The organism is Bradyrhizobium cosmicum, assembly GCF_007290395.2.
Lineage (GTDB): Bacteria > Pseudomonadota > Alphaproteobacteria > Rhizobiales > Xanthobacteraceae > Bradyrhizobium > Bradyrhizobium cosmicum.
In genome coordinates, this window is record NZ_CP041656.2 from 5,981,456 (window position 1) to 6,001,579 (window position 20,124).

The 20,124-nt window shown below is 63.1% G+C and carries 24 protein-coding genes and 1 tRNA gene; 11 read left to right on the plus strand and 14 right to left on the minus strand.

The genetic code is table 11. The features are described from left to right. The first annotated feature begins 6 nt into the window (after positions 1-6). The 3 genes from FNV92_RS28590 (at position 7) to FNV92_RS28600 (ending at position 1,707) form a co-directional block, all read left to right on the plus strand. Positions 7-82 (plus strand) — tRNA-Ile (locus FNV92_RS28590). Between the two features lie 447 nt (positions 83-529). After that, positions 530-1,387 carry a type I restriction enzyme HsdR N-terminal domain-containing protein gene (locus tag FNV92_RS28595; protein ID WP_143843602.1) on the plus strand — a complete coding sequence of 286 codons (858 nt, stop codon included), beginning with the start codon at positions 530-532 and terminating at the stop codon, positions 1,385-1,387. 38 nt (positions 1,388-1,425) lie between these two features. Beyond that, entirely contained in the window at positions 1,426-1,707 is a 282-nt protein-coding gene (locus FNV92_RS28600) for a restriction endonuclease subunit S domain-containing protein (protein WP_143843601.1), read from the plus strand. Positions 1,708-2,525: 818 nt separating this feature from the next. Here FNV92_RS28600 and FNV92_RS28605 read toward each other — a convergent pair. Together FNV92_RS28605 and FNV92_RS34660 are read right to left on the minus strand one after the other, a co-directional pair. Further along, on the minus strand, positions 2,526-2,759 hold the full coding sequence (locus tag FNV92_RS28605) for a hypothetical protein (protein WP_143843600.1): 234 nt from the start codon (positions 2,757-2,759) through the stop codon (positions 2,526-2,528). After that, positions 2,756-2,917 carry a type II toxin-antitoxin system RelE/ParE family toxin gene (locus FNV92_RS34660; protein WP_416377737.1) on the minus strand — a complete coding sequence of 54 codons (162 nt, stop codon included), beginning with the start codon at positions 2,915-2,917 and terminating at the stop codon, positions 2,756-2,758. The genes FNV92_RS28605 and FNV92_RS34660 overlap by 4 nt, the downstream gene beginning before the upstream one ends. Positions 2,918-3,190: 273 nt before the next feature. Here FNV92_RS34660 and FNV92_RS28610 point away from each other — a divergent pair, with 273 nt between their 5' ends. The 5 genes from FNV92_RS28610 (at position 3,191) to FNV92_RS28630 (ending at position 6,444) form a co-directional block, all read left to right on the plus strand. Next, positions 3,191-3,733 carry a globin domain-containing protein gene (locus FNV92_RS28610; protein ID WP_244623613.1) on the plus strand — a complete coding sequence of 181 codons (543 nt, stop codon included), beginning with the start codon at positions 3,191-3,193 and terminating at the stop codon, positions 3,731-3,733. A gap of 294 nt (positions 3,734-4,027) precedes the next feature. Next, positions 4,028-4,381 (plus strand): hypothetical protein, encoded by a 354-nt coding sequence (locus tag FNV92_RS28615; RefSeq protein WP_143843599.1) that lies wholly within the window; start codon positions 4,028-4,030, stop codon positions 4,379-4,381. A 351-nt stretch (positions 4,382-4,732) separates the two neighbouring features. Beyond that, the gene (locus tag FNV92_RS28620) at positions 4,733-4,861 is read left to right on the plus strand and encodes a hypothetical protein (RefSeq protein ID WP_007600646.1); all 129 of its coding nucleotides are present in this window, start codon (positions 4,733-4,735) and stop codon (positions 4,859-4,861) included. A gap of 154 nt (positions 4,862-5,015) precedes the next feature. Next, positions 5,016-5,795 (plus strand): helix-turn-helix domain-containing protein, encoded by a 780-nt coding sequence (locus FNV92_RS28625; RefSeq protein WP_244623612.1) that lies wholly within the window; start codon positions 5,016-5,018, stop codon positions 5,793-5,795. After that, a complete protein-coding gene (locus FNV92_RS28630; protein ID WP_143843598.1) occupies positions 5,779-6,444 on the plus strand; it encodes a nucleotidyl transferase AbiEii/AbiGii toxin family protein in 666 nt (221 codons plus the stop codon). Before FNV92_RS28625 ends, FNV92_RS28630 begins: the two co-directional genes overlap by 17 nt. Positions 6,445-6,476: 32 nt before the next feature. Here FNV92_RS28630 and FNV92_RS28635 read toward each other — a convergent pair whose 3' ends face one another. Further along, positions 6,477-7,274, minus strand: a complete 798-nt coding sequence (locus FNV92_RS28635) for an adenylate/guanylate cyclase domain-containing protein (protein ID WP_143843597.1) — start codon at positions 7,272-7,274, stop codon at positions 6,477-6,479. 152 nt (positions 7,275-7,426) lie between these two features. On the opposite strand from FNV92_RS28635, the gene FNV92_RS28640 reads away from it, so the two are divergent. Then, positions 7,427-7,933, plus strand: coding sequence for a hypothetical protein (locus FNV92_RS28640; RefSeq protein ID WP_143843596.1), 507 nt, complete (start codon positions 7,427-7,429; stop codon positions 7,931-7,933). Positions 7,934-7,955: 22 nt separating this feature from the next. Here FNV92_RS28640 and FNV92_RS28645 read toward each other — a convergent pair whose 3' ends face one another. The 11 genes from FNV92_RS28645 to FNV92_RS28695 all read right to left on the minus strand — a co-directional run bounded on the left by FNV92_RS28645 (position 7,956) and on the right by FNV92_RS28695 (position 17,854). After that, positions 7,956-8,228, minus strand: a complete 273-nt coding sequence (locus tag FNV92_RS28645; protein ID WP_143846183.1) for a hypothetical protein — start codon at positions 8,226-8,228, stop codon at positions 7,956-7,958. A 147-nt stretch (positions 8,229-8,375) separates the two neighbouring features. Continuing rightward, the gene (locus FNV92_RS28650; RefSeq protein ID WP_143843595.1) at positions 8,376-8,657 is read right to left on the minus strand and encodes a hypothetical protein; all 282 of its coding nucleotides are present in this window, start codon (positions 8,655-8,657) and stop codon (positions 8,376-8,378) included. Positions 8,658-9,303: 646 nt separating this feature from the next. After that, positions 9,304-10,038 carry an outer membrane protein gene (locus FNV92_RS28655; RefSeq protein WP_143843594.1) on the minus strand — a complete coding sequence of 245 codons (735 nt, stop codon included), beginning with the start codon at positions 10,036-10,038 and terminating at the stop codon, positions 9,304-9,306. 235 nt (positions 10,039-10,273) lie between these two features. Further along, positions 10,274-11,464: an adenylate/guanylate cyclase domain-containing protein gene (locus tag FNV92_RS28660; protein WP_143843593.1), complete on the minus strand. Its 1,191-nt coding sequence runs from the start codon at positions 11,462-11,464 to the stop codon at positions 10,274-10,276. A 77-nt stretch (positions 11,465-11,541) separates the two neighbouring features. Further along, the gene (locus FNV92_RS28665; RefSeq protein ID WP_168213521.1) at positions 11,542-12,126 is read right to left on the minus strand and encodes a HutD/Ves family protein; all 585 of its coding nucleotides are present in this window, start codon (positions 12,124-12,126) and stop codon (positions 11,542-11,544) included. Positions 12,127-12,270: 144 nt separating this feature from the next. Continuing rightward, positions 12,271-12,852, minus strand: coding sequence for a hypothetical protein (locus tag FNV92_RS28670; RefSeq protein WP_143843591.1), 582 nt, complete (start codon positions 12,850-12,852; stop codon positions 12,271-12,273). A 16-nt stretch (positions 12,853-12,868) separates the two neighbouring features. Beyond that, positions 12,869-15,121, minus strand: coding sequence for a xanthine dehydrogenase family protein molybdopterin-binding subunit (locus tag FNV92_RS28675; protein WP_143843590.1), 2,253 nt, complete (start codon positions 15,119-15,121; stop codon positions 12,869-12,871). Next, positions 15,118-15,615 (minus strand): (2Fe-2S)-binding protein, encoded by a 498-nt coding sequence (locus tag FNV92_RS28680; protein ID WP_143843589.1) that lies wholly within the window; start codon positions 15,613-15,615, stop codon positions 15,118-15,120. Before FNV92_RS28680 ends, FNV92_RS28675 begins: the two co-directional genes overlap by 4 nt. 155 nt (positions 15,616-15,770) lie before the next feature. After that, positions 15,771-16,616 carry an SDR family NAD(P)-dependent oxidoreductase gene (locus FNV92_RS28685; protein WP_168213520.1) on the minus strand — a complete coding sequence of 282 codons (846 nt, stop codon included), beginning with the start codon at positions 16,614-16,616 and terminating at the stop codon, positions 15,771-15,773. 10 nt (positions 16,617-16,626) lie between these two features. Continuing rightward, on the minus strand, positions 16,627-17,178 hold the full coding sequence (locus FNV92_RS28690; protein WP_143843587.1) for a carboxymuconolactone decarboxylase family protein: 552 nt from the start codon (positions 17,176-17,178) through the stop codon (positions 16,627-16,629). Further along, positions 17,156-17,854: a TetR/AcrR family transcriptional regulator gene (locus tag FNV92_RS28695; RefSeq protein ID WP_143843586.1), complete on the minus strand. Its 699-nt coding sequence runs from the start codon at positions 17,852-17,854 to the stop codon at positions 17,156-17,158. Before FNV92_RS28695 ends, FNV92_RS28690 begins: the two co-directional genes overlap by 23 nt. A 157-nt stretch (positions 17,855-18,011) precedes the next feature. Between FNV92_RS28695 and FNV92_RS28700 the strand changes: the two genes are divergently transcribed. Both FNV92_RS28700 and FNV92_RS28705 read left to right on the plus strand, forming a co-directional pair. Beyond that, a complete protein-coding gene (locus FNV92_RS28700) occupies positions 18,012-19,220 on the plus strand; it encodes an ABC transporter substrate-binding protein (RefSeq protein ID WP_143843585.1) in 1,209 nt (402 codons plus the stop codon). Between the two features lie 4 nt (positions 19,221-19,224). Next, positions 19,225-20,118 (plus strand): MBL fold metallo-hydrolase, encoded by an 894-nt coding sequence (locus FNV92_RS28705; RefSeq protein WP_143843584.1) that lies wholly within the window; start codon positions 19,225-19,227, stop codon positions 20,116-20,118. Positions 20,119-20,124 lie beyond the last annotated feature (6 nt).

Below are 20,124 nucleotides of genomic sequence, written 5' to 3' on the forward strand. Positions count from 1 at the left end.
GCGGCGGGGCCTGTAGCTCAATGGTTAGAGCCGGCCGCTCATAACGGTCTGGTTGCAGGTTCGAGTCCTGCCGGGCCCACCAGCTGGTTGCATGGCTCTATCTCGCTTCGTTCGCCACGTCTAAACTTAGCAGACGCGCGACCCCAAAAGAGCATCGAAACAAATCTCCCATTTGGCAGATGGGAAATCCCCGTGGCCCGGTCGAAGCCCTTTCCTCGCTGAAATCTTCCTACCCAACCATCCCGAGACAGGGTAGTCAGATCAGCGCGTTGCAAGGAAAGCGTGTTCCGGGTATTGGAAGTGCAGAGCGAATTGCAGTATAGCGCCGCGCTTAGGGACTTCTCGGCATATTCTCGATCACAGATTGGCACTAAACACCTGGAAAAGTACCAGGTCGTGCAGGGACGCACCGAGCTCAAAGAATCAGATATTGCAGCCTTGGTCTGGGGCGGGACACGAGGACCAGAGCGCGCCCGAAGGTGCGGCGCGGCTGCAATGACGAGCGGTTTAAAAACAAGCAAGAGCGAAGATGGAATTTTCCAAGTCGAAGGCGACAGAACGTCCAAAAGAAGCTCCAGCCCATTTCACCGTTTATGAAGTTGGCACTGACGAGTACATCTATTGCCCTGTTCGCAATCGCGCCTATAAAGTCAACGGAAAACCCGAAGAGATAGTCCGCCAGTGGTGGCTCTATCGGCTCAAGGAGCAATACGGATACCCCTTCGATCAGATGTCAGTCGAGGTACCCGTAAAGGTAGGCCATGCCGAAGCCAAGAAGGCCGCGGACGTTGTCGTTTATACGAATGCGACAAAAAACCAGGCTCGCATCTTCGTAGAGGTTAAGAAGCAGAATCGGAAAGACGGATTAGATCAATTACGCGTGTACATGAACGCGACTGGCTGCCGTATCGGCTTGTGGAGCAATGGCGACCCTCCGCACGTCTACCTCCTGCGAATGGAGCCCACAGCTTCCCAAGAGGAGGCCACGTGGCGAGAGCTGAGAGACATCCCGAAAAAGAGCCAAGAGCTTGCTGATGTCGACACGCCAATACTCCGAGGGGAACTGACGCCAGTAAAAGACTTTCTCAGTGTGATGCGCGAGTGTGAAAACTACATCAAAGCGCATCAGGGCGAGAGCGTATTTCAAGAAGTTTTCAAGCTGATCTTCGCTAAACTCTATGACGAGAGAAAGAATCTAAAGAACGACAATTCGCCTGCGGTCTTCCGAGTTGGCGCATTTGAAAATGCAGCCGACGCAAAGCGCCGCATTCAGAAGCTCTTTTCCGACGCGAAAAAGAACTGGAAAGGAGTCTTCGAGGACGCGGAAGAACTACTACTGTCTGATGACAGCTTAGCGTTCTGTGTCTCTGCGCTTCAAAAGGCATAAGCAGGGCGTTCTACGAAAAGAGAAAGGCTAAAGCCGGTGTGATTGCTGGAGATTTGCTTATCAACTCCACCGGCGACGGCACCATCGGCCGAGTAGCAGTGTACGACGAACAATTCCCCGCGGTCGTTGACGGGCACATCACGATTGTGAGGCTGAAGAATCCGAAATTGGCCTGGTACATCGCAGCCTATCTGCTCTCAACGCAGGGGCAACGGCAAATTTATCGCTATATCAACGGATCTAGTGGGCAAGTAGAAATCTATCCGGTAGATATCGCGCGTCTTTGGGTTCCCTTTGGCGAGCAAGAGAACGTTAAATGATTGGGTCTAAGCTGAAGGCGGCTTGCGACAAGTATCGTGAATTTTCAAACGATATTATTCAGACCCTGAACATGGCAGAGGTTCTGTGACCCAACTGGCTCCGCGATCCTCCAAGACGTGTTGAGAAACCGCGGGGTACGGTGACGGTGCACTCGATGGGCTTGGGCGCTTTCGCGGTTCCAGTGCTCGTGAATGAAGTGCACCGTCACTTTAATTCGAGCCAGCAGGCTCCGCTCCTCAGCATATCATCGGGTTATCCCCGTGATCGCAAACGCCTTCCGTCTGCTCCGAGGGCACCGGCGCAAATGCGTTGTGGGCCGGCGCAGCGATCGGCCGAGCGCCCTCGGCGTGAAGGATGCTCGCCCCCACGCTCTGTTCGGTGTTTCGATCGCCGGCGTGGTTCTCACGCGCCTGGAGCGGCGCGCTGAAGATTGTGGTGACGAGCAGTCCGGCCAGCAAGGCCCTGGACAGGACTGAGGGATTTCTGAATGGCGTCATCGTAGCGGTTCCTTTCGATTGGCTGCCCCCGCGAGGCAAGAGATCCGATCACCACCCTAGACGTGCGTTGGCGCGCTCTTATTCCCAACGTGAATAAGAGTTTAGCTGGACAACCAGACGTGTTCGCCTCGTGCGTGGTGCTTTCAAAGCCGTGACGGGGAGACCATCGAGAAGGCACCAGCATATTGGCCGGACACCACTTGTTCGGCGAGCAAGGGAGCCACGGAATGTCCGCCAACATTCGGTGACAGCACTGGACTGAACTCAGTATCCCATCGCCGCAGTGAGTTACGTGCCCTGGTGAAGGGCGCGCTGCCGGCTCAAACCAGTTCCAGCCACAATGACCGCCCGACCATGCGCGCGGCACGCCGAAGCGTTGCCAGCGGGACGTTGCCGTCCTTGGGGTCGAGCAGTCGCCCGATCTGGCTGCGCGAGGTCTTTATGCGCTTGCCTTCCTCGCCGAGGACATCATCGAGCGTGGTGAACCTGGCGACGGAACGGACTGCCTTCTTCTTTTTCGCAACTGCTTTTTTGCCCTTGTCGGTCTCCTTCATGTCTCGAATTCGCGGTTTCTGCGGTACGCCAGCGCCGGATCATCGGGCGGCGTCTTCCGGGTCTTCTTGATGAACCCGTGCGGGACCAGAATGCGGCCCCGCCGCGCGCAGAACAGGGCACGGCGATCCGATTGCTCGGCGGCGAGCGCTGGCGGCAAGGCCGCGGGCGCGGTCGCCGATCCACGGTTTTCAGCTTTGCCTAACAGATGAGCCGCCTTGCCTAACAGAAGAACCGCGCCGGTCAGGTCAGTCCTGTGACAAGATTACGCGGACAGTGATGGGCACCGTTGTTTTGGCGCCGTCGGCAACAGCCCTCGCCCGGCGCGCGACGTGCCCAGCCTTCCCCCGAACGAGATTGCCGGATGTCTGGAAATTTCCGGACGCGCGTCGTAATGTCAGTGCGATAATCATGATCGGTGCCGGGCGAACCGATGATTGACGAGCACGCGGTCCATTGCATCCGGGCCTACGCGTTGCGCCGTCGATCGAACTTGGCAACGTCGAACTTGGCACCATCGGAAATACGCATGTTGACTGCAGAAGAGATCGTCCGCGTCAGAACCTCGTTCGACATGGTATTCGCCAATGCCAACGACACGATGACGGCGTTTTACGACCGCATATTCGAGCTTGCGCCGGAAATCCGGCCGATGTTTCCCGCTGACTTGAGCGTTCTGAAGCAGGATTTCATCTCGAAGCTTGCCATGCTGGTCGGCAGCCTCGATCCGACGACAGGGCTGCTGGGAGGCGCTGACATTCTCGGCCGCAATCACCAGAAATATGGCGCGAAGGCCGAGCATTATCCGGTGGTCGGCGAGGCACTCCTCTGGAGCCTTGCGCGCGGTCTTGGGCCACATTGGACCGATGAGCTGGAGCAGGCCTGGCGCAAGGTTTACGGCGTCGTTGCGCAGCGCATGGTCGACGTTGGCAATGCTCCACCCGCGCCGTCCGCCGGCCCGTCACAACGGATGTGACTTTCGCCAGCCTGGGCGCGGACTTCCACTGCGCGGCTTTGCCCCGAAGGCTCATGGACCGAGTGCCGTGAGACGGCGCATATCGGTGATGGTGCACTTGATTCACGAGCTCGACGGCCCGGGCACCAGCCCCGCGAATGGCGAAACCAACCGGGCAAACTTTGCCTGCACCGCGAGGGGGCATCGGCAATTTTTTCTCGCCAGTCAGGACAGCTCGTACCGGAAACACCGGGAAATCATGGGAAACGCTTTGGCATGCACGTTGCTTATCGGGGATCGTCTTGAGGACCGAACATGCAAGTCGGAAGCGGAACATCAATCCTCGGCTACCAGGCCACCAAGGCCGCTTCATCCACCAGCGGCACGAAGACGCCGGCGGCGAACGATGGCGGGATCGCGCAAGCGAACGAGGACAGCGCGTCGAAGAAGAGCAGCGTCGAGGCGGACTTCCTGAAGTACGCCAAGATGACTCCTTTCGACCGTATGCGGGCCGGCATCTTGAAGAGCATGAATCTCACCGAGGACGATCTCGCCAAAATGTCTCCGGACCAGCGAAAAGCCGTCGAGGAGAAGATCAGAGATGCCATTGAAAAGCAGCTCGAAAAGCAGGGCCAAAAAACCGGCAGTCTCGTCGATCTATCGGCGTAACGACCGGATTCTGCTCACGGGATTGCCCGGCTTCCCCGGTGCTCGCCGGTGACGATTGGAAAATCGGCGAACATTGGCACTCGGGCTGCCAATCCGGGATGTCTCCCCTCAAGCCAGCTTGCAGCGGGCGCCGGCACGACCTCTGCGGAAAAATCCGCAGCTTGACCTTCTTTGGATCGTCGTGCACCCCGGGTGCCCCGAGTCAAATGGCGCGTCGCCTTATTGACTCCGTGCAGGCAGAATACGGAAGGTTGCGGGCGCGATGCCGCCGTTCCATCGGGGAAGGCGCCGGTCCGCTGGCGTTTTCGGCATTGTGCGCCTACGACCGCCCTCTGGCGCCAGGAGACCATCATGACCAGTGAAAAAGGCCCGAACATCAAGAAGAAGCAGAAATGCAAGAACTGCGAAGGCAAGGGCCTGCTCAAGAAGGGCGACAAGGTGGTGAAGTGCCAGCGCTGCAAGGGCACGGGGGTGCGGTGATGTCGAGGGTGATGGCCTCTGGAGGACCAAGGCTAGACCACCCGCCTGCGCAACCACATGGGGAGACGCATCTTCACCGAGCCCCTTCATCGTTTCAGATATTGCAGTTAGATAGGTTAACCCCTATATTCGAACCCTGAAAAGGGCCTGCGCCATGACCACCCATGTGCTGCAATTCGTCGAGCTCTCGGACCGGGACCGCAAGGCGGCGAAGGACTTCGCCAAGCCTGGCAAGGGCGATCATGTCGAGGTCCGGATCCGCCGCAAGTCGGGTGAAGATCAGGTCGTCAGGTTGCCGCCGAAAGCTGCGGCGCTGATCGAAACGGCGCTCGGCCGTCTTCTCCAGGGAGAGCGCGTCGCTGTTCTCGCAGAGGATCAGGAACTCAGTCCGAACGATGCGGCAGACATACTCGGCATCTCCCGACCGCTGGTCGTGCAGCGGATGGACTCGCACGACTTGCCATTCCGGTATGTCGGCAAGCATCGCCGCACGAAGCTCAGGGATGTATTGGCGCTGAAGTCGCAGATGGACGCCCGGCAAGCCGCGCTCAAGGCGCTCGTGGAGGATGCCGAAAACGTCGCACCTCGCGATGGCGCAGGCCCGGCGAAGACATCGAAGAGCGCCGGAAGCGCCTCCAACCGCGGCTCCGCACCGAAGAACGTGGATCAAATCGTTCTTGGCACAACCAACGCTCCTTATCGCCGGACGATCAGTTCGACTGATCTCGTTGCTCGCATCGCATCGAGAGATTGGCAAAACTGGATCGCGCATGTCGTCACATTCTTCACGGAAGTACGACCTGAACTCGTCTTGCAGTTCGCCCGGCGTCACGCCATTTCCACGCGGGATCTGACCGCCGCCTATCGATCGATGAAGTCGGCCACCGGCGAAACCAACCCTGCATTGGAGCGCGCGCTTGAGCGGCTGGCTTAGCCTACTTGGCCGAACGCTCGATGGGCTCTCAAGCCTGGAGCAACTGGGCCAGCCGGTGCCTGACTGGGTACTGGGTGGTGGCACCGCCCTGATGCTTTACGCCAACCATCGATTTAGCCGGGACATCGATGCGTTCATCGACGATCCCCAATATCTCGGCTTCTTGTCGCCGGAGACTACGGACGTATGGAACTGCGAAGATTGGGACAAGGCGGCCCATTACCTCAAACTCAGATATCCCGAGGGCGAGATTGATTTCATCGTCAGCGGCGCAATCTCGGACCTCGATCCTGCCGAGAAGGAGATCGACCTGACCTCAGTTCGAGCGGGGTGGACGCCGACGATCAAGGTGGAGCCACCAGCAGAGATCGCCCTCAAGAAGATGTACCATCGAGCGACGATGCTGAAGCCTCGCGACATCTTCGACATCGCAGTCATCATGAAGATCGCCGGTGACTCTCTCACCGCAAACCTGGGCAAGATCGCTTCCAGGAAGGACGACCTCGTTCGCCGCGTCGCCGGCATTCGTGTCGACTACCTCAAATCCGACCTTGCCGAACTGGACATCCAGCCTGGATGGGAGCGCGAGAAGGAAACCTGTCTCGAAACCGTTCGCTCGCTCGTGGCGCAAATTCCAGCAGCCGGTTAGGTGCGTGATACCGGGGGCGAACCGAAGTCCCCTCACCCTTCCACCCGATAAAGCCGCCACCGCTCCGGCACGCCCTTGAGCTGATGCATGCCGTGATCCCGCAGGCTGATCGCCGGCTGCGCCTTCAACAGATCCTTCACCGCGCTCGACACCAGCACTTCGCCGGCGCGCGCCTTGGCGGCGACGCGGGTGCCGATGTGGAAGGCGAGGCCGACCATCTCGCCGCCGCTCATCGTGTATTCGCCGGCATGCAGGCCCACCCTGATCTCGAGGCCGAGCGTGCGCATCGCCTTCTGGATCGCGGTCGCGCAGGCGATGCCGGCCGCGGGCGCCTTAAACGTCGCCAGCACGCCGTCGCCTGTCGTCACCACCTCCTTGCCGCGCGCGGTCTTCAGCTCCTTGCGGACGGCGGCGTAATAATGGCCGATGATCTTGGTCCAGCGCGCATCGCCGAGCTTGGCGGCCTTTGCGGTGGAGCCGACGATGTCGACGATCAGGATGGTGGCAAGCGCCTGCTTGGGCTCGGGGCTGCGCCCGGCCGACGGGCGCCGGTTCGTGATCGGCCCGGTCAGCGGCTCATAGCGATGGCTGCGCCGCCGCGCGATCGCGGCCCTGGTGTAGTCCTGGGCGCGCTGCGCGGTGCCGCAGCGAATGGTCTTCTCCTGCGGCAGGCGCGACCAGCAGACCTTGCGGCCGTCGCCGGCGCCATGGACCTCGACGGCGCCCCACTTCAGGTGAACCACCGAGCCGACGCGCCGGACGCACCACGCCTTCGACGTGTATCCGGAGACGTTCGACCAATGGATTCCGATGCGGAGAAATTTCGGCATGAACGCGCGGCCAGTCGACGCTACCTTCAAAGCAACCTTCAAAGCAGCCTTCAAAGCAACCTTGGGGCTACCCAGCGTCAAGCGTAGTGATACACTCCGGCATTGGCAATACGATCCGCCGTCATGACAAGTTCATTTGAAAACCGTGCCATATGCAAAACCCATTTCGCAATTTTTGTGAAGCCGCCCTGTTGTCAGCCACGCTCGCCATCATCGCCTCGCCCGACATGGCGCGTGCGCAATCGGGCAGCGCCGGCGGCAGCATCGGCAATGACGAGAAGTCGCTGTCGGGTTCGCGCGAGAGCCCTCGCGCCGCCGAGCCTTCGAAGCCGGCGCGGCGCAGCAGGCCCGCGGACGATGCGCCGAGCCGCGCGCCGCGACGGAGCGGCGGCGGCGGCGGCAATTATGACGGCGCATGGGTCCTGACCAGCGTGGGCCAGACCTGCGACGGCTCCACCGACACGGTGGTCGTCACCAGCGGCACGATGGTGGGGAAATACGGCACAGGCCAGGTCCGTCCGAATGGCGCCGTGTCCGGAACCGGAGCCGCCGGCAGCCTGAGCTGGACCATGTCCGGCCGGTTCTCGGGCCGCAACGGCTCCGGCACATTCCAGCGATCCGATGGATGCATCGGAAGCTGGACCGGATCGAAACAGTAGGACGACGCCTTACGGCGATCGATCACAGCATGGTCGCGAGCTCATAGATCAGGACGCCCGCCCCGAGACAGCGCCGCCATGGATTGACGCCGCGAAAGATCTCGTCGAGCGCCCAGACGACGAGGCCGCCTCTGAACACGATGTCCAGAGCCGTGGCGACTGTGCCCGGCGAAGGCCAGACCCAGCGCAGGGCACCGGCCACGATGACGACCCAGAGCACGAGATTGGGCGCCTGGGCGATGGTGATCTCGCCCGTCGTCCGGCTTCGAAAGAACCATTGCAGAAACTGGGACATCATCGCCGTGGCCTCTCCGATGCTTGATATACCGCATTGATGTCAGCGCCGGGCGACTCGGTCGCGGCATCAGCGACGCGCATGGCCATCAAGCAAAAAGGGCCCCGCAATTTGCGGAGCCCTTGATCTCGCGTTGTGTCGACCGGGTTACTTCATGTTGCCGGCTTTGGTGCCGCCCTGGTCGCTACCCGGGCCGGAACCACCCTGGCCGGATGCGTCGGGCTTCATCATGCCGCCCTTTGCCATCCCATCCCTGGACATTCCGTCATTGCTCATGCCGGTGGTGCCCTTCATCTTCGAGCCCTTGTCGGTGGTGTGCATGCCGGGCTTCTGCATGTTGTCGGACTGCGGCGCCGGACCGGTGTTCTGGGCGAAAGCAGAGCCGGACATCAGGGCGAGGGCGGCGGCCGCGATCATGATCTTCTTCATGGGAAACTCCTTCATCTGTGCGGGGGCAACGTCATTTGTGCGGGGGCAACGTCGCATCGAGTCGCCTCGTTCCTAACGAGCGCCATCGAGCGGCAAAACATTCTCGGCAATGGTTTGAAACCTTGGGCGACGCATGTCGTAGCCGCGCGCGTTCCATTCACATGACAGGAATTTAAGGTGGCGACCTGGAAATCCCGGCGCGCGCCGCACGTATCTTGGATGTCGGCGAGCGGACCTCCTCACGCGCGAAGCCGACCGGCGGTCCCACCGGACCAGATTGGTCGCGCCCACGATGGGGCCGCCGCCTTCAATTCAGATAGGAACCGGCGCATCGGCCGGAGATTGGTGAACGCCGGGTCCCACAAAAACCGGCACTTTGGCGGCTCCGGCTCTTAGCCCACCCCTGCGGAGTCCGGGGCCGCCTCAAGGAATCAGCATTCGATGGATGAGAGCCTGAGGGTCGTGTTCGCGATCGGCGCCACCGCCGCGGTCGCCGCAGCAGCGTTCTTCGTCATCCGCTTCTTCGCCACGTTCACTTGAGGCGTGACAGTTCGCGGGCATTTCCGCATCGACAAGGTCCCGTGAACGAAGAAAGCCCGGTCTCGCAGGAGACCGGGCTCGTTCGATGGATTCGGGGTCGCCAGCGTCAGTCGAACTTGTACATCACCGCGGCGCGGACCGTGTGCGTGTCGAGTGTGAACTGTTCCGTGTTGAAGGTGGCCGGGCTCGACCGGCCGGCCGTGGTTCCGAAATTGTCGTATAGATATTCACCGCGCACGATCCAGTTCGGCGTGACCTTGAAATCGATGCCGCCGCCGACCGTGAAGCCGACGCGCGTCGCACTGTTGCTGTAGCCGGGATAGATCGCGCCGTTGAAAGTCTGAGGCACGATGAAGTTCAGGTTGTCCTGAACGCCGGCAATCGCAGCACCACCCGCAATGAACGGCAGCCAGTTTCCGAACGAGTAGCCGAGACGCGCACGCGCATGCGCCGTCCAGTCGATCTTGTTGTTGATCGACGAAATATTGTTGGCGATCCCGTTGTAGGGCGTCCCGATCGTCTTCGAACCGGTCACGTCCGCCCAGTTGCCGTCGAACTCCACGCCGATGACCGTGTTGCGGACCTGGATGTTGGCGCCGACCAGGCCGCCCGCCGTCCAGCCCGAATTGTCGTAGGAGCCCGGCCGAAGAGGATTGGTTTCGTCGGAAGACCACTCGTTCGTACCCCACATGCCGCCGGCCGAGACGCCGAGATAGACGCCGGTCCAGTCGGTGATCGGCGCGGCCACGGGAGCCTTGGTGTAGTGCGCCGCGAGGTCTGCCGCGGATGCGGCGGAGGTCAGAGCGGTGGTTGCAACGAATGCAATAAGGAATTTTTTCATGTTTCGACTTCCCAGCAGTTCGATTCAGGCGATGACCGACTCATAGTCGCGTTTTCCCGAACGTGCTGTAGTTCGAAGGACACATCAGAAATTGCCAGGCATGCGCCTCGCGCCGTCCAACAGCGTGACGCGCCGCAAAGCAACATATCGTCGTTTCGAATGTCGCCAGCGGCGAGCCGTTGTCGTCAGAGGCTTTGTCGGCCGAAGCGCCCGTCACATCGCGCGCGAACAGCCCTTATGGCTGAAATGCGAACAGCTCGATCGGGTCGATGAAGCCGCGCACTTCATGTTTGCCGACATGCTCCAGTTCGAACTCGCGCTCCACCAGTTCGGCGAACGCGCGTGACAGCAGCACGTTGCGTCCCAATTGCTTGGTGAGCGCTTCGAGGCGGGAGGCCATGTTGACGGCGGGGCCGATCACGGTGAAGTCCAGCCGCGTGGATGATCCGATATTGCCGTACATGACGTCGCCGACGTGAACGCCGATGCCGTAGTTGAGCGGCGCGCGTCCGGTCGCGCCGTTGCGCTCGTTCAGGGCGGCCATGGCCTGACGCGCCTCGGTCACCGCGCGCAGCAGATTGGCACAGGCGGCGGGCTCATGAAGCGGGAAGATCGCGAGCAGGCCGTCGCCGACGAATTTCAGGATCTCGCCGCCGTGCTTCGCGATCGGCTCCGACATCGCGTCGAAATAATCGTTGAGCAGATCGATGACGTCGTCGCGCGGCCAGTTGTCGGAGATCTTGGTGAAATCGCGCAAGTCGCAGATCATGATCGCGGCGCGCACCGTGGTGCCGGTGCCGCGCCGTGTCGCGCCGGCCAGGATCAGCTCGCTGGCATGGGATCCGACATAGGTCTCCAGCAGCGTCCGCGCCAGGCGGTTCTTGATGCGGATTTCGCTGACCAGCGCCAGCACCGGCAGCACGCGCTTCAGCGCAGCGATATGTGCCTCGTCGAAACCGCCGGGGCGATCGGTCGCGAAGGTGATGAGATGACGCTTGCCGAGGGTGTGGTAGAGCGGCCAGGCGACATAGTCGGTCAGGCCCTTCGCCCGCATCTCGTCATAGAGCGCGTGCTTGCGGCCGAGCGCGACGTCGCGCTCGAGGTTCTCGCGCAACTCGGCTGCGCCGTCCTGGATCTCGTTGGCGGGACTGCCGATGTATTCGGAGCGCTCCCGTACGTCGAAATCGACCAGGGCGATCTCCGCCTCGCGCATGCCGTCGGCCCACATGAAGCGGGCCCCCAGCCATTGCGGATGCTGGATCAGGACGTGAAACGTCGACCGCTGCAGGGGAATGCCGGCCTGCTGCAGCCGGATGCACATCTGGGCGAAGATGTTGTCGATGAAGCGCTCGTCGCGGGTGCCGTTGGTCAGCCAGTCGACGACGCCGTCGGACAGCGTGGGGGCATTTTTGTCGGGGGAGGTCATAGCCGCAGATATCGTGCGCCGGCGACGCGGCGTCAACCTGGCCGATTGCCCGGATTGTACGCAGCGACTGGTCGTCGTTAACCGACCAGCCGGATCGATGCCAGCACGACCAGGCCCGAAACGAGCGCGAGCTTTGACGCCTCGGCCAGATCGATCTTCAGCGTATTTTCGTGCGATATCGCAAAATCCTCGTCGCCGAGGCGGATGCGGCAATCGCCGCGCGCCGCGTAAGCCAGATGCGTGCCGGCGGGAAGCGGGAGGTCGCCGGGCTGCGTCAGCGCGGCAAGCTCGATCTCCGCCGCACCGCGCCGGGCCATCAGGTTCACCACCTCGACCGGGCCAGCCTCGAGCGCGGTCACGATCTCCATCTCGCCGGTGAAGCGCACCGTCGTGAAAGGTTCACGCTCGTCGAACTCCTGCGTCGGCGATTTCAATACCAGGCCGCGCCCACCCACGACCATCTGCAGGCGATCGATGCCGGGCATGTAGGAGAACGGCCCGGGTGCGACGATCGGCGTCGAGGCAAAGCGCCACAGCAGGCTGTCCCAGTCCCTGGCCGGGCTTCCTTCACGATGGGCATCCGCGATATCGGTGAAAATGCCGCCGCCGTTCTTCCAGGGCGAGCGGGTGTAGTGTTCGGATTTGAGCAGCGTGGTTTTCATGTGGTGGGAGCCGTCCGGGAAGCGCATGTGGGCCGATATGGCCCACGCATCATGCGTGCGATGGAGCGGATTTGCCAGCCGATTTGATGGACGGCCTCACGCCTTCGCATCCCGCTGCAGCCGGGTGCCCAGCTCGTTGACGCGCTATTGCTCCGGACATGGCGCGCCGCTCTTGTCCCATTGCGCGACGAAGGCGGCCAGTTGATCGGCAGAATAAGGTGGCGCGGCCCTGCCCGGGCCCGGACTCCATCCCCATCTGACCTTGCCGTCATTCCGGATGTGGTCGACCACGTCATCGATCGAGGCCATGCCGCGAAGCCTCGGATCCCTGAACTGCCTGCAGATCTCGGCGCTGGACTTGCCGAACCATTGTCTTTCAGGCGCCGGAAGCTTCCAGTCCACCGCGCCGGGCGGGCCATGCGGCATCTCCGAATTTCGCGGCGTGTGACACGCCGTGCAGGCGAGATAGGTTGCGCCGTTGCGGCTGTCGCCGGCAACGATGTTCATGCCATGGGGCCGCGCGACCCGCCCGTTACTAGCGCCGGACCACATCGGCACACCGTCCTCTCCGACATGACAATTGGCGCAGCGCGGATGCGAGAAGACTTCGTTGATCCTGCTCCAGAGCGCGAGGCCGGGCGCTGGATCCCGGGCGGGCGGCTGAGCCTCGGCGACCGCCTGCGCGGGACAGGCGATCAGCAGGATGAGGAGCGCGTAGCGGATCATACGGCGAGGCCCTCCCTCAGACGAACCTGATGCCCTCGGTCTTGATCAGCGGCAATTGGCGCGCACGAATTCCGGTCGCGGCAAAGATGGCGTTGGCAAGCGCGGGCGCGGCCGGAGGAACAGCCGGCTCGCCGATGCCGCGGATTCCCGTCTCGCCGGTGGTCTCCAACGCCACGACCTCGATCTCTGGAGCCTGGTAGAGGCGCATGCCCTCGTACTCGTGATAATTGGTCTGAACCGCACGGCCGTTGGCAAAGGTGAGCTCGGCGTTCATCGCATGCCCGAGAGCCCAGACCACGGCGCCTTCGACCTGATTTTTCAGATTATCGGGATCGAGCACCACCCCGACCTCGGCCGCGACGAAGACACGCGCAATCCTGATCGCATCATTGATCTTCTCGACCTCGATCACTTCGGCGACGGGCACACCGAACGAGAGCGTAAACGCGAGGCCCCGGGCGCGGCCAGGGCCGGGCTTGCTGTCCCAGCACGACATCCTGCGGACCTCGTCGAGGACCCTGCGCGACGGAGCGTGCGAGCACAGCCGGAGCCGCTCGTGGAGCGGATCGGCGCCGGCTATTTGGATCAACTCGTCGAGACAGCATTCGTGCAGGAAGGCGTTGCCGGACGCGCCGACCGAGCGCCAGGAACTGACGCGCACCAACTCGGGCACCCGATAGCCCGTGACCCGGTAGTTGGGAATCCTGAACGGCTGATCCCAGGCACCGGCGACGATCGCCATGTCGGGTCCCGGCATGTGCAGGCCCAGCCGGCCGAATTGCGACGACGTCACCGATGGCGCGGCGATGGCGAGGTCGCAGGCGTCGAGCTTTCCGTCCTTCACCGCTCCGCGCATGCGGGCGACAGCGAGCGGACGCGGGAAATCGTGCGTCATGTCCTCTTCGCGCGTCCACGTCATCTTGATCGGCCGGCCCTGATAGGCCATCGCGAGCTCGACGCCCTGACGCACATAGTCGTTTTCCAGGCGCCGGCCGAAGCTGCCGCCGCTCGGCAAAGCGTGAAGATGAATGTCCTCGGCGGCAAGCCCGGTCAGCTTTCGCGCCATCTTCACCAGAAACACGGGAGCCTGCGTCCCCGTCCAGATGTCGAGGCGACCGTCCTTGAGCTGGACTACTGCGTTCATCGGCTCGAGCGGCGCATGGGCGAGATAGGGCACGCAGTATTCGGCCTCGATCACCTTCGCGCCGGCGAGCGCGGCATCGACGTCGCCGTCGTCCTTGCAGCGACTGTCGCGGCGCTCCGGGATGAAGGAGGCCCTCACCTCCTCGAACATCGCCGCGCTGCTCGCTGGATAGGACGCCTCGCCCCAATCGAACCCGATGAGCTTCGCCGCCTGGAAGGCGCGCCAGGTGTTGTCGGCGATGATACCGACACCGCCCTTGACTGGCACGATCTTGAGGACGCCCCTCGCCTTCGCAGCCCTGGAAGCGTCGTAGCTCCGCAGGGTGCCGCCGAGATGGGGATTGGTGCAGACCGTGGCGTAGACCATGCCGGGCAGGCGGATATCGATGCCGAAGGTGGCGGTGCCCGTGCACTTGGCGACCATGTCGAGCCGCGGCATGGACTTGCCGAGATAACGCCAATCCTTGCGTTCCCTGAGCTTGACGTCGGCCGGCACCTCCAGCGTGGCCGCAATCCCGGCCAGCGATGCATAGCTGAGCGCGCGACCATTCGGCGCGATGACCGCACCGTCCCGCGTCTTGAGATCAGCCCTTGCAATACCGGTCTGCTTCGCCGCCGCGCGAAGCAGCAGTTCGCGCGCGGTCGCACCGGCGATGCGCAGCCGGTCGTAAGCATCGGCCACCGTCGACGAGCCGCCGGTCCATTGAAGACTGAGGAACTTGCCGCCGGCCTGGCTGATCGCCTCCGCCACCGGACCGAGAAGCACGCTGGTCGCCGCAATCGGAAGCCCCTCCTTGAGAACCTTGCCGTTGTAGTAGACCGAGCTCGGCGCCCCCGGATCGACCTTGATGTCGCTCCACGCGATATCCAGCTCTTCGGCGACCAGTGCCGCCTGCACGGAATAGGCTCCCTGGCCGAGATCGGCACGCGGCGTGATGATCGTGACACCGTCCTCTCCGATCCGCACATAGGGCGTCAGCATGAGCTGCCCCTTGTCCAGACCGTCCTTCAACCGCGCATTTACGCGAAATCGCTCGAAAAAATAAACGCCGACAACGAGGCCGCCGGCGACCGCGCCCGCCCCGACGAGCACGGCACGCCGAGAGACCATGCCGAGGCGGCTCACGGCTGTTGTTCCTGCAGCTTCCGAGCTGCGGTCCTGATCGCGGCGCGAATGCGGGTGTAGGTGCCGCAGCGACAAAGATTTGCCGACATCACGCGATCGATCTGATCGTCGAGCTGTCGGTCAGACGATAGCGGCTTGCCCTTGATCCTGGCATTCAGCAGAGCGGCGGCAGCCATGATCTGCCCCGGCTGGCAATAGCCGCATTGCGCCACCTGATGCTCGATCCATGCCGCCTGAACGGCATGCAGCGCATGCGGCGTTCCCAGCCCAGCGATCGTGACGACCTTGGCCTCGTTCGCGAGGTCGCCGATCCTGAGCGAGCACGACCGCACCGGCCGGTCGTCGACATGCACCGTGCACGCGCCGCACATCGCGATGCCGCAGCCATATTTCGGACCGGTGCAACCAAGCTCGTCGCGCAGCACCCACAACAGGGGCATGTCGTCCTCGACATCCACGCTGTGCGACTCTCCGTCGACCCAAATCACGCGCATGGGGGCTCCGGAAAACAGATGGTTCTGACAAAACGGATCGCCGGACCACCGGCGCAGCCTCAACTTAAGGCTTTAATATGGGTGGCATTATCGCGCGGGAAGGTCGCGATGGCAAGGAGGCGGATCTGGCGCTCCCGCTGCCGAATTCTCGCGTCTTACATCCCGCTCAGGCCGCTATCCACCGCCAGCGTCTGTGCCGTGACGTAGACACTTTCGTCCGACAGGAAGAACAGCACCGCATAGGCGATCTCCCACGCTGTGGCCTGGCGGCCGAAGGGGACGTGGCCCTTGCCGCGGTTGGGACGGCCGGCGCCGGCTTCGCGGCCGTTGGGGGTGTCGACGAGGCCGGGATAGACGAGGTTGGCGCGGATGCCGCGGCGCGATCCGAGATGGGCGATGTTGCGCATCAGGCCGCCGAGCGCGGCCTTGGAGGAATCGTACACGGCCATCTGGGATCCCGCCTTCAGCGCGGCGATCGACGAGATGAAGACGATGGCACCGCCATTATCGAATCTCGGTAGCGCGGCGCGGCAGCACAGCATGGGGCCGCGGACGTTGACGTCGTAGATCCCGTTCCACTCCTCGGGGCTGACGTTGTCGAGCCCAACCTTGCCGAAGGTGCCGATGTTCAGCACCATGCCGTCGAGACCGCCCATGGCGCGGTGGGCTTCCTCGATCATGCGGACGACGTCGGCTTCGTTCGTCACGTCGGCAGCGATGGCGAAGCCCTCGCCGCCTTCGTCGGTGATGTGCTTGACGGTCTGCTGGGCCGAGCTGCGGTTGAGATCGGCGACCGCAACCTTCGCGCCCTCGCGGGCACACAGGATGCTCATGGCGCGGCCGTTGCCGACCGGATCGGTGGCGGGATCGAACACGCGCTGGCCACCGCCGACGATCAGAATGCGGCGTCCCTTCATGCGCCCCCGGCCCGGCGCTTCGCCCAGCGACTCCGCGCTGGGCGGGCGGACGTAGCGCTCCGTCTTGCTCTCGCTGTCCGTCATCTCAGCCGCCTTACTTCTTGCCGCCGTCATAGACCTTCATGCCGGCCGCGGGATCGAGATCGGTCTCGGTCGCTTCAGTCAGGCGCGCCATCATCATGTAGAAGCCGAGAGCGACGATGGATTCGACGATCTCCTGATCGCTGAAATGTTTTCGCGCCGCGGCGAAGGTCGCTTCGGGCACGCGGACGTTCTCGACGACCTCGCGGCCGAACTTCAGCAGCGCACGCTCGGACTCGCTCAGCGCTGCGGAATCGTATTCGCTGCGCTCCACCGCATCGACCTGGCCTTGCGTGCAGCCGACACCGAGCGCGATCGGCACGTGCTGGCGCCATTCATAGGCGCCGCCCTCGAGCTGGGCGGCCTGGAGGATCAAGAGCTCGCGGTTGACCGCGCTGAGCTTCTGCTTGTGCAGGATCGAATTGCCGAGCCGCATCGCCGGGATCATGTTGGCCTCGGCGTGGGCCATCATGCGAAAGATGTTGAGCTTGACCGGCATGCGGTCGAACGAGGCGCGGATGTCGCCGCTCGTCGTCTCCGGATCAATCAGGGGCAGCCTTGCCACGCGTTTCTCCCTTGGGTTTTCTTTTCTTGTTGGCTTCGTCGTTGCCCGCCGCGATCAGCGACAGGAAGAAGGCGAGGTAGCGGTCGATCGCCTCGATCACCTTGGCCCGCGGCGACGGCGCCGCGCCCATCACGTAATGTTCGAGGCGGATGTAGATCAGGCCGGCGGCGAACAGCCGCGCGGTCTCGCGCGGGTCGGGCGTCGAGACGAGGCCAGCGAGCGCAAAGCCGCGGAAATAGTCCGTCATCATGCTCTGCTCGCGCGCGTAGAAATGATCGGCGAACTTGGCGCGGATGCCGGGCACGCGGTTGCGCTCGGCGGTGATCACCTTCTGGAACTGGTGCTCGCGCGGATCGGACCATTGCTCGACGAGGTCCAATGCAAACTGCCGACAGAACGCGGCGGGCTGGCGCGCAAGCTGCTTGTAGCGCGGCTCTTCCAGCCGGCTCGCCGAACTCGCCGGGCCGTGCTCGCTGACGATCGCCTCCAAGATAGCGGCCTTGCCGGAGAAATGGTTGTAGAGGCTGCTCTCGCGGATGCCGACGCGGCGCGCCAGCTCGCGCATCGAGGCGCCGCCATAGCCGCTCTGCGCGAACAGATCGAGTGCTTCGCTCAGGATGCGCTCGCGGGTGGTGGGCGCAGCCGTTTCCGCCGTGCTGGAGGTGTGGACAGCCATGACGGCTTGACTAACGAACGATCGTTCGCTAGTCAACCGTCCGAACGATCGTTCGTTTGCCAGTGTGGCGGCAACGGTCGCGGCCCGCAAGGGCGAGGTTATCGCGTTTCAACTCCGCTCATTCGAGAGGCGGAGAGCAATTTTGGGAGATGACGTCATGGCGCGCTTTGCCCGCCTTCGCCTGGGTGCGGCCTGCATCCTGTTGCCGCTGCTTGCGGCCAGCACCGCCTCTGCCCAAAGCAAGTACGATCCCGGCGCCGACGACAAGACCATCAAGATCGGCACCACCGCGCCGCTGAGCGGGCCGGTCTCGGCCTTCGCCCAGATCGCGAAATCCGCCGAAGCCTATTTTCGCAAGGTGAACGACGACGGCGGCGTCAACGGCCGGCGCATCCAGATGATCATCGCCGACGACGCCTACAGCCCGCCGAAGACAGTGGAGCAGACGCGGCGGCTGGTCGAGAGCGAGGAGGTGCTGCTGATCTTCGGCGGCGTCGGCACGCCCACCAACAGCGCCGTGCACAAATATCTCAACGACCGCAAGGTGCCGCAGCTGTTCCTGGGCTCGGGCGCGGCGAAGTGGGACGACCCGAAGAATTTTCCGTGGACCGTCGGCTGGCAGCCGACCTATCGCGACGAGGCCATCGCCTATGCCAAATACATCAAGGCGAGCCACGCCAAGGCGAAGATCGGCGTGCTCTACCAGAACGACGATCTCGGCAAGGATTATCTGAAGGCGCTGGAGGAAGGGCTCGGCAGCGGCGAGGCGATCGTCGTGCGCGCGGCCTACGAGACCTCGGCGCCGACGGTCGACACCCAGATCCTGCAACTGAAGACCGCGGGCGCCGATGTGGTGCTGGTGGCGGCGACGCCGAAATTCGCGGCGCAAGCGATCCGCAAGATCGGCGAGATCGGCTGGAAGCCCACGACCATCATCTCCAACGTCTCGGCCTCGATCAGCGGCGTGCTGGAGCCGGCCGGCAAGGACAATTCCACCGGCGTCATCTCCAGCCAGTATCTGAAGGACGCGACCGACCCGGCCAACAAGGACGATGCCGGATACAAGGAATGGCTGGCGTTCATGGACAAGTACATGCCGGACGCCAACAAGAACGACTGGCTGAACGTCTATGGCTACACCATCGCGCAGACGCTGGTCACGGTGCTGAAGGCCTCCGGCAACGACCTCACCCGCGCCAATGTGATCAAGCAGGCGACGACGCTCAAGGACGTCAAGCTGCCGATGCTGATCAACGGCACCGCGGTGAACAACTCGCCCGAGCACTATACGCCGATGACGAGCCTTCAGCTGATTCGTTTCGACGGCACGCGCTGGGTGCCGTTCGGCGATCTCCTGAAGAACTGAACCGATGCGGCAGGTCAAGATCGGCAGCATGCGGATCGATCTCGTCAGCGAGATCGCTTCGCTTGCGTTCGACAAGAGCTGGCTGTTCGCCAACGTCACTGACGCCGTGATCGCGGAGAACCGCAGCTGGCTCGACCACCGCTATATCGAGCCGGAGACCGGGCGCTTCATCCTCAGCCACCACTCCTATCTCGTTCGCACGCCGCGCTGTACCGCCATCGTCGACACCTGCTGCGGCAACCACAAGCCAAGGCCGCGCGTGCCGGCGTGGAATGACCTCAACCAGCCTTATCTCGAAAACATGCGGGCGCTGGGCGTCACGCCCGAACAGGTCGACTTCGTGATGTGCACGCATCTGCACGTCGACCACGTCGGCTGGAACACGCGGCTCCTCGACGGCCGCTGGGTGCCGACCTTTCTCAATGCGCGCTATCTGATGGGCCGCGAGGAGTACCGCACCTTCGAGGCCATGCACAACGCTGCGCCGAAGACCCCAGTGAACCACGGCTCGTTCGAGGATTCGGTGCTGCCGGTGGTCGCGGCGGGCCTCGCCGAGCTTGTCGAGACCGACCATCGCCTGTTCGATGATCGCGACGCGGCCCTGCGCTTCGCGCCGGCGCCTGGCCACACCGCCGGCAACATGCAGATCCATCTCAACGGCGGGCACGACCACGCGGTGATGTCCGGCGACGTCATCCACCATCCGATCCAGTGCGCCGCGCCCTGGCTGTCGAATGCCGCCGACGTCGATCCCGCCGCGGCGCTCGCGACCCGGATGGCGCTGCTGGAAGAGCTCGCGGATACACCGAGCTATCTGCTCACCGGCCATTTTCCGGCACCGACCGCAGGCCGCGTTGTCAGGCACGGCGAGGCCTACCGATTTCGTTTCGAAGATTAGGGAATG

Excerpts from the sequence above, each read along its gene's own strand:
- FNV92_RS28595 (WP_143843602.1), top strand. The coding sequence starts at position 530 with ATGGAATTTTCCAAGTCGAAGGCGACAGAACGTCCAAAAGAAGCTCCA.
- FNV92_RS28605 (WP_143843600.1), bottom strand. The coding sequence starts at position 2,759 with ATGAAGGAGACCGACAAGGGCAAAAAAGCAGTTGCGAAAAAGAAGAAG.
- FNV92_RS28610 (WP_244623613.1), top strand. The coding sequence starts at position 3,191 with ATGATTGACGAGCACGCGGTCCATTGCATCCGGGCCTACGCGTTGCGC.
- FNV92_RS28615 (WP_143843599.1), top strand. The coding sequence starts at position 4,028 with ATGCAAGTCGGAAGCGGAACATCAATCCTCGGCTACCAGGCCACCAAG.
- FNV92_RS28620 (WP_007600646.1), top strand. The coding sequence starts at position 4,733 with ATGACCAGTGAAAAAGGCCCGAACATCAAGAAGAAGCAGAAATGCAAG.
- FNV92_RS28625 (WP_244623612.1), top strand. The coding sequence starts at position 5,016 with ATGACCACCCATGTGCTGCAATTCGTCGAGCTCTCGGACCGGGACCGC.
- FNV92_RS28635 (WP_143843597.1), bottom strand. The coding sequence starts at position 7,274 with ATGCCGAAATTTCTCCGCATCGGAATCCATTGGTCGAACGTCTCCGGA.
- FNV92_RS28640 (WP_143843596.1), top strand. The coding sequence starts at position 7,427 with ATGCAAAACCCATTTCGCAATTTTTGTGAAGCCGCCCTGTTGTCAGCC.
- FNV92_RS28645 (WP_143846183.1), bottom strand. The coding sequence starts at position 8,228 with ATGTCCCAGTTTCTGCAATGGTTCTTTCGAAGCCGGACGACGGGCGAG.
- FNV92_RS28650 (WP_143843595.1), bottom strand. The coding sequence starts at position 8,657 with ATGAAGAAGATCATGATCGCGGCCGCCGCCCTCGCCCTGATGTCCGGC.
- FNV92_RS28655 (WP_143843594.1), bottom strand. The coding sequence starts at position 10,038 with ATGAAAAAATTCCTTATTGCATTCGTTGCAACCACCGCTCTGACCTCC.
- FNV92_RS28660 (WP_143843593.1), bottom strand. The coding sequence starts at position 11,464 with ATGACCTCCCCCGACAAAAATGCCCCCACGCTGTCCGACGGCGTCGTC.
- FNV92_RS28665 (WP_168213521.1), bottom strand. The coding sequence starts at position 12,126 with ATGAAAACCACGCTGCTCAAATCCGAACACTACACCCGCTCGCCCTGG.
- FNV92_RS28670 (WP_143843591.1), bottom strand. The coding sequence starts at position 12,852 with ATGATCCGCTACGCGCTCCTCATCCTGCTGATCGCCTGTCCCGCGCAG.
- FNV92_RS28680 (WP_143843589.1), bottom strand. The coding sequence starts at position 15,615 with ATGCGCGTGATTTGGGTCGACGGAGAGTCGCACAGCGTGGATGTCGAG.
- FNV92_RS28685 (WP_168213520.1), bottom strand. The coding sequence starts at position 16,616 with ATGACGGACAGCGAGAGCAAGACGGAGCGCTACGTCCGCCCGCCCAGC.
- FNV92_RS28695 (WP_143843586.1), bottom strand. The coding sequence starts at position 17,854 with ATGGCTGTCCACACCTCCAGCACGGCGGAAACGGCTGCGCCCACCACC.
- FNV92_RS28700 (WP_143843585.1), top strand. The coding sequence starts at position 18,012 with ATGGCGCGCTTTGCCCGCCTTCGCCTGGGTGCGGCCTGCATCCTGTTG.
- FNV92_RS28705 (WP_143843584.1), top strand. The coding sequence starts at position 19,225 with ATGCGGCAGGTCAAGATCGGCAGCATGCGGATCGATCTCGTCAGCGAG.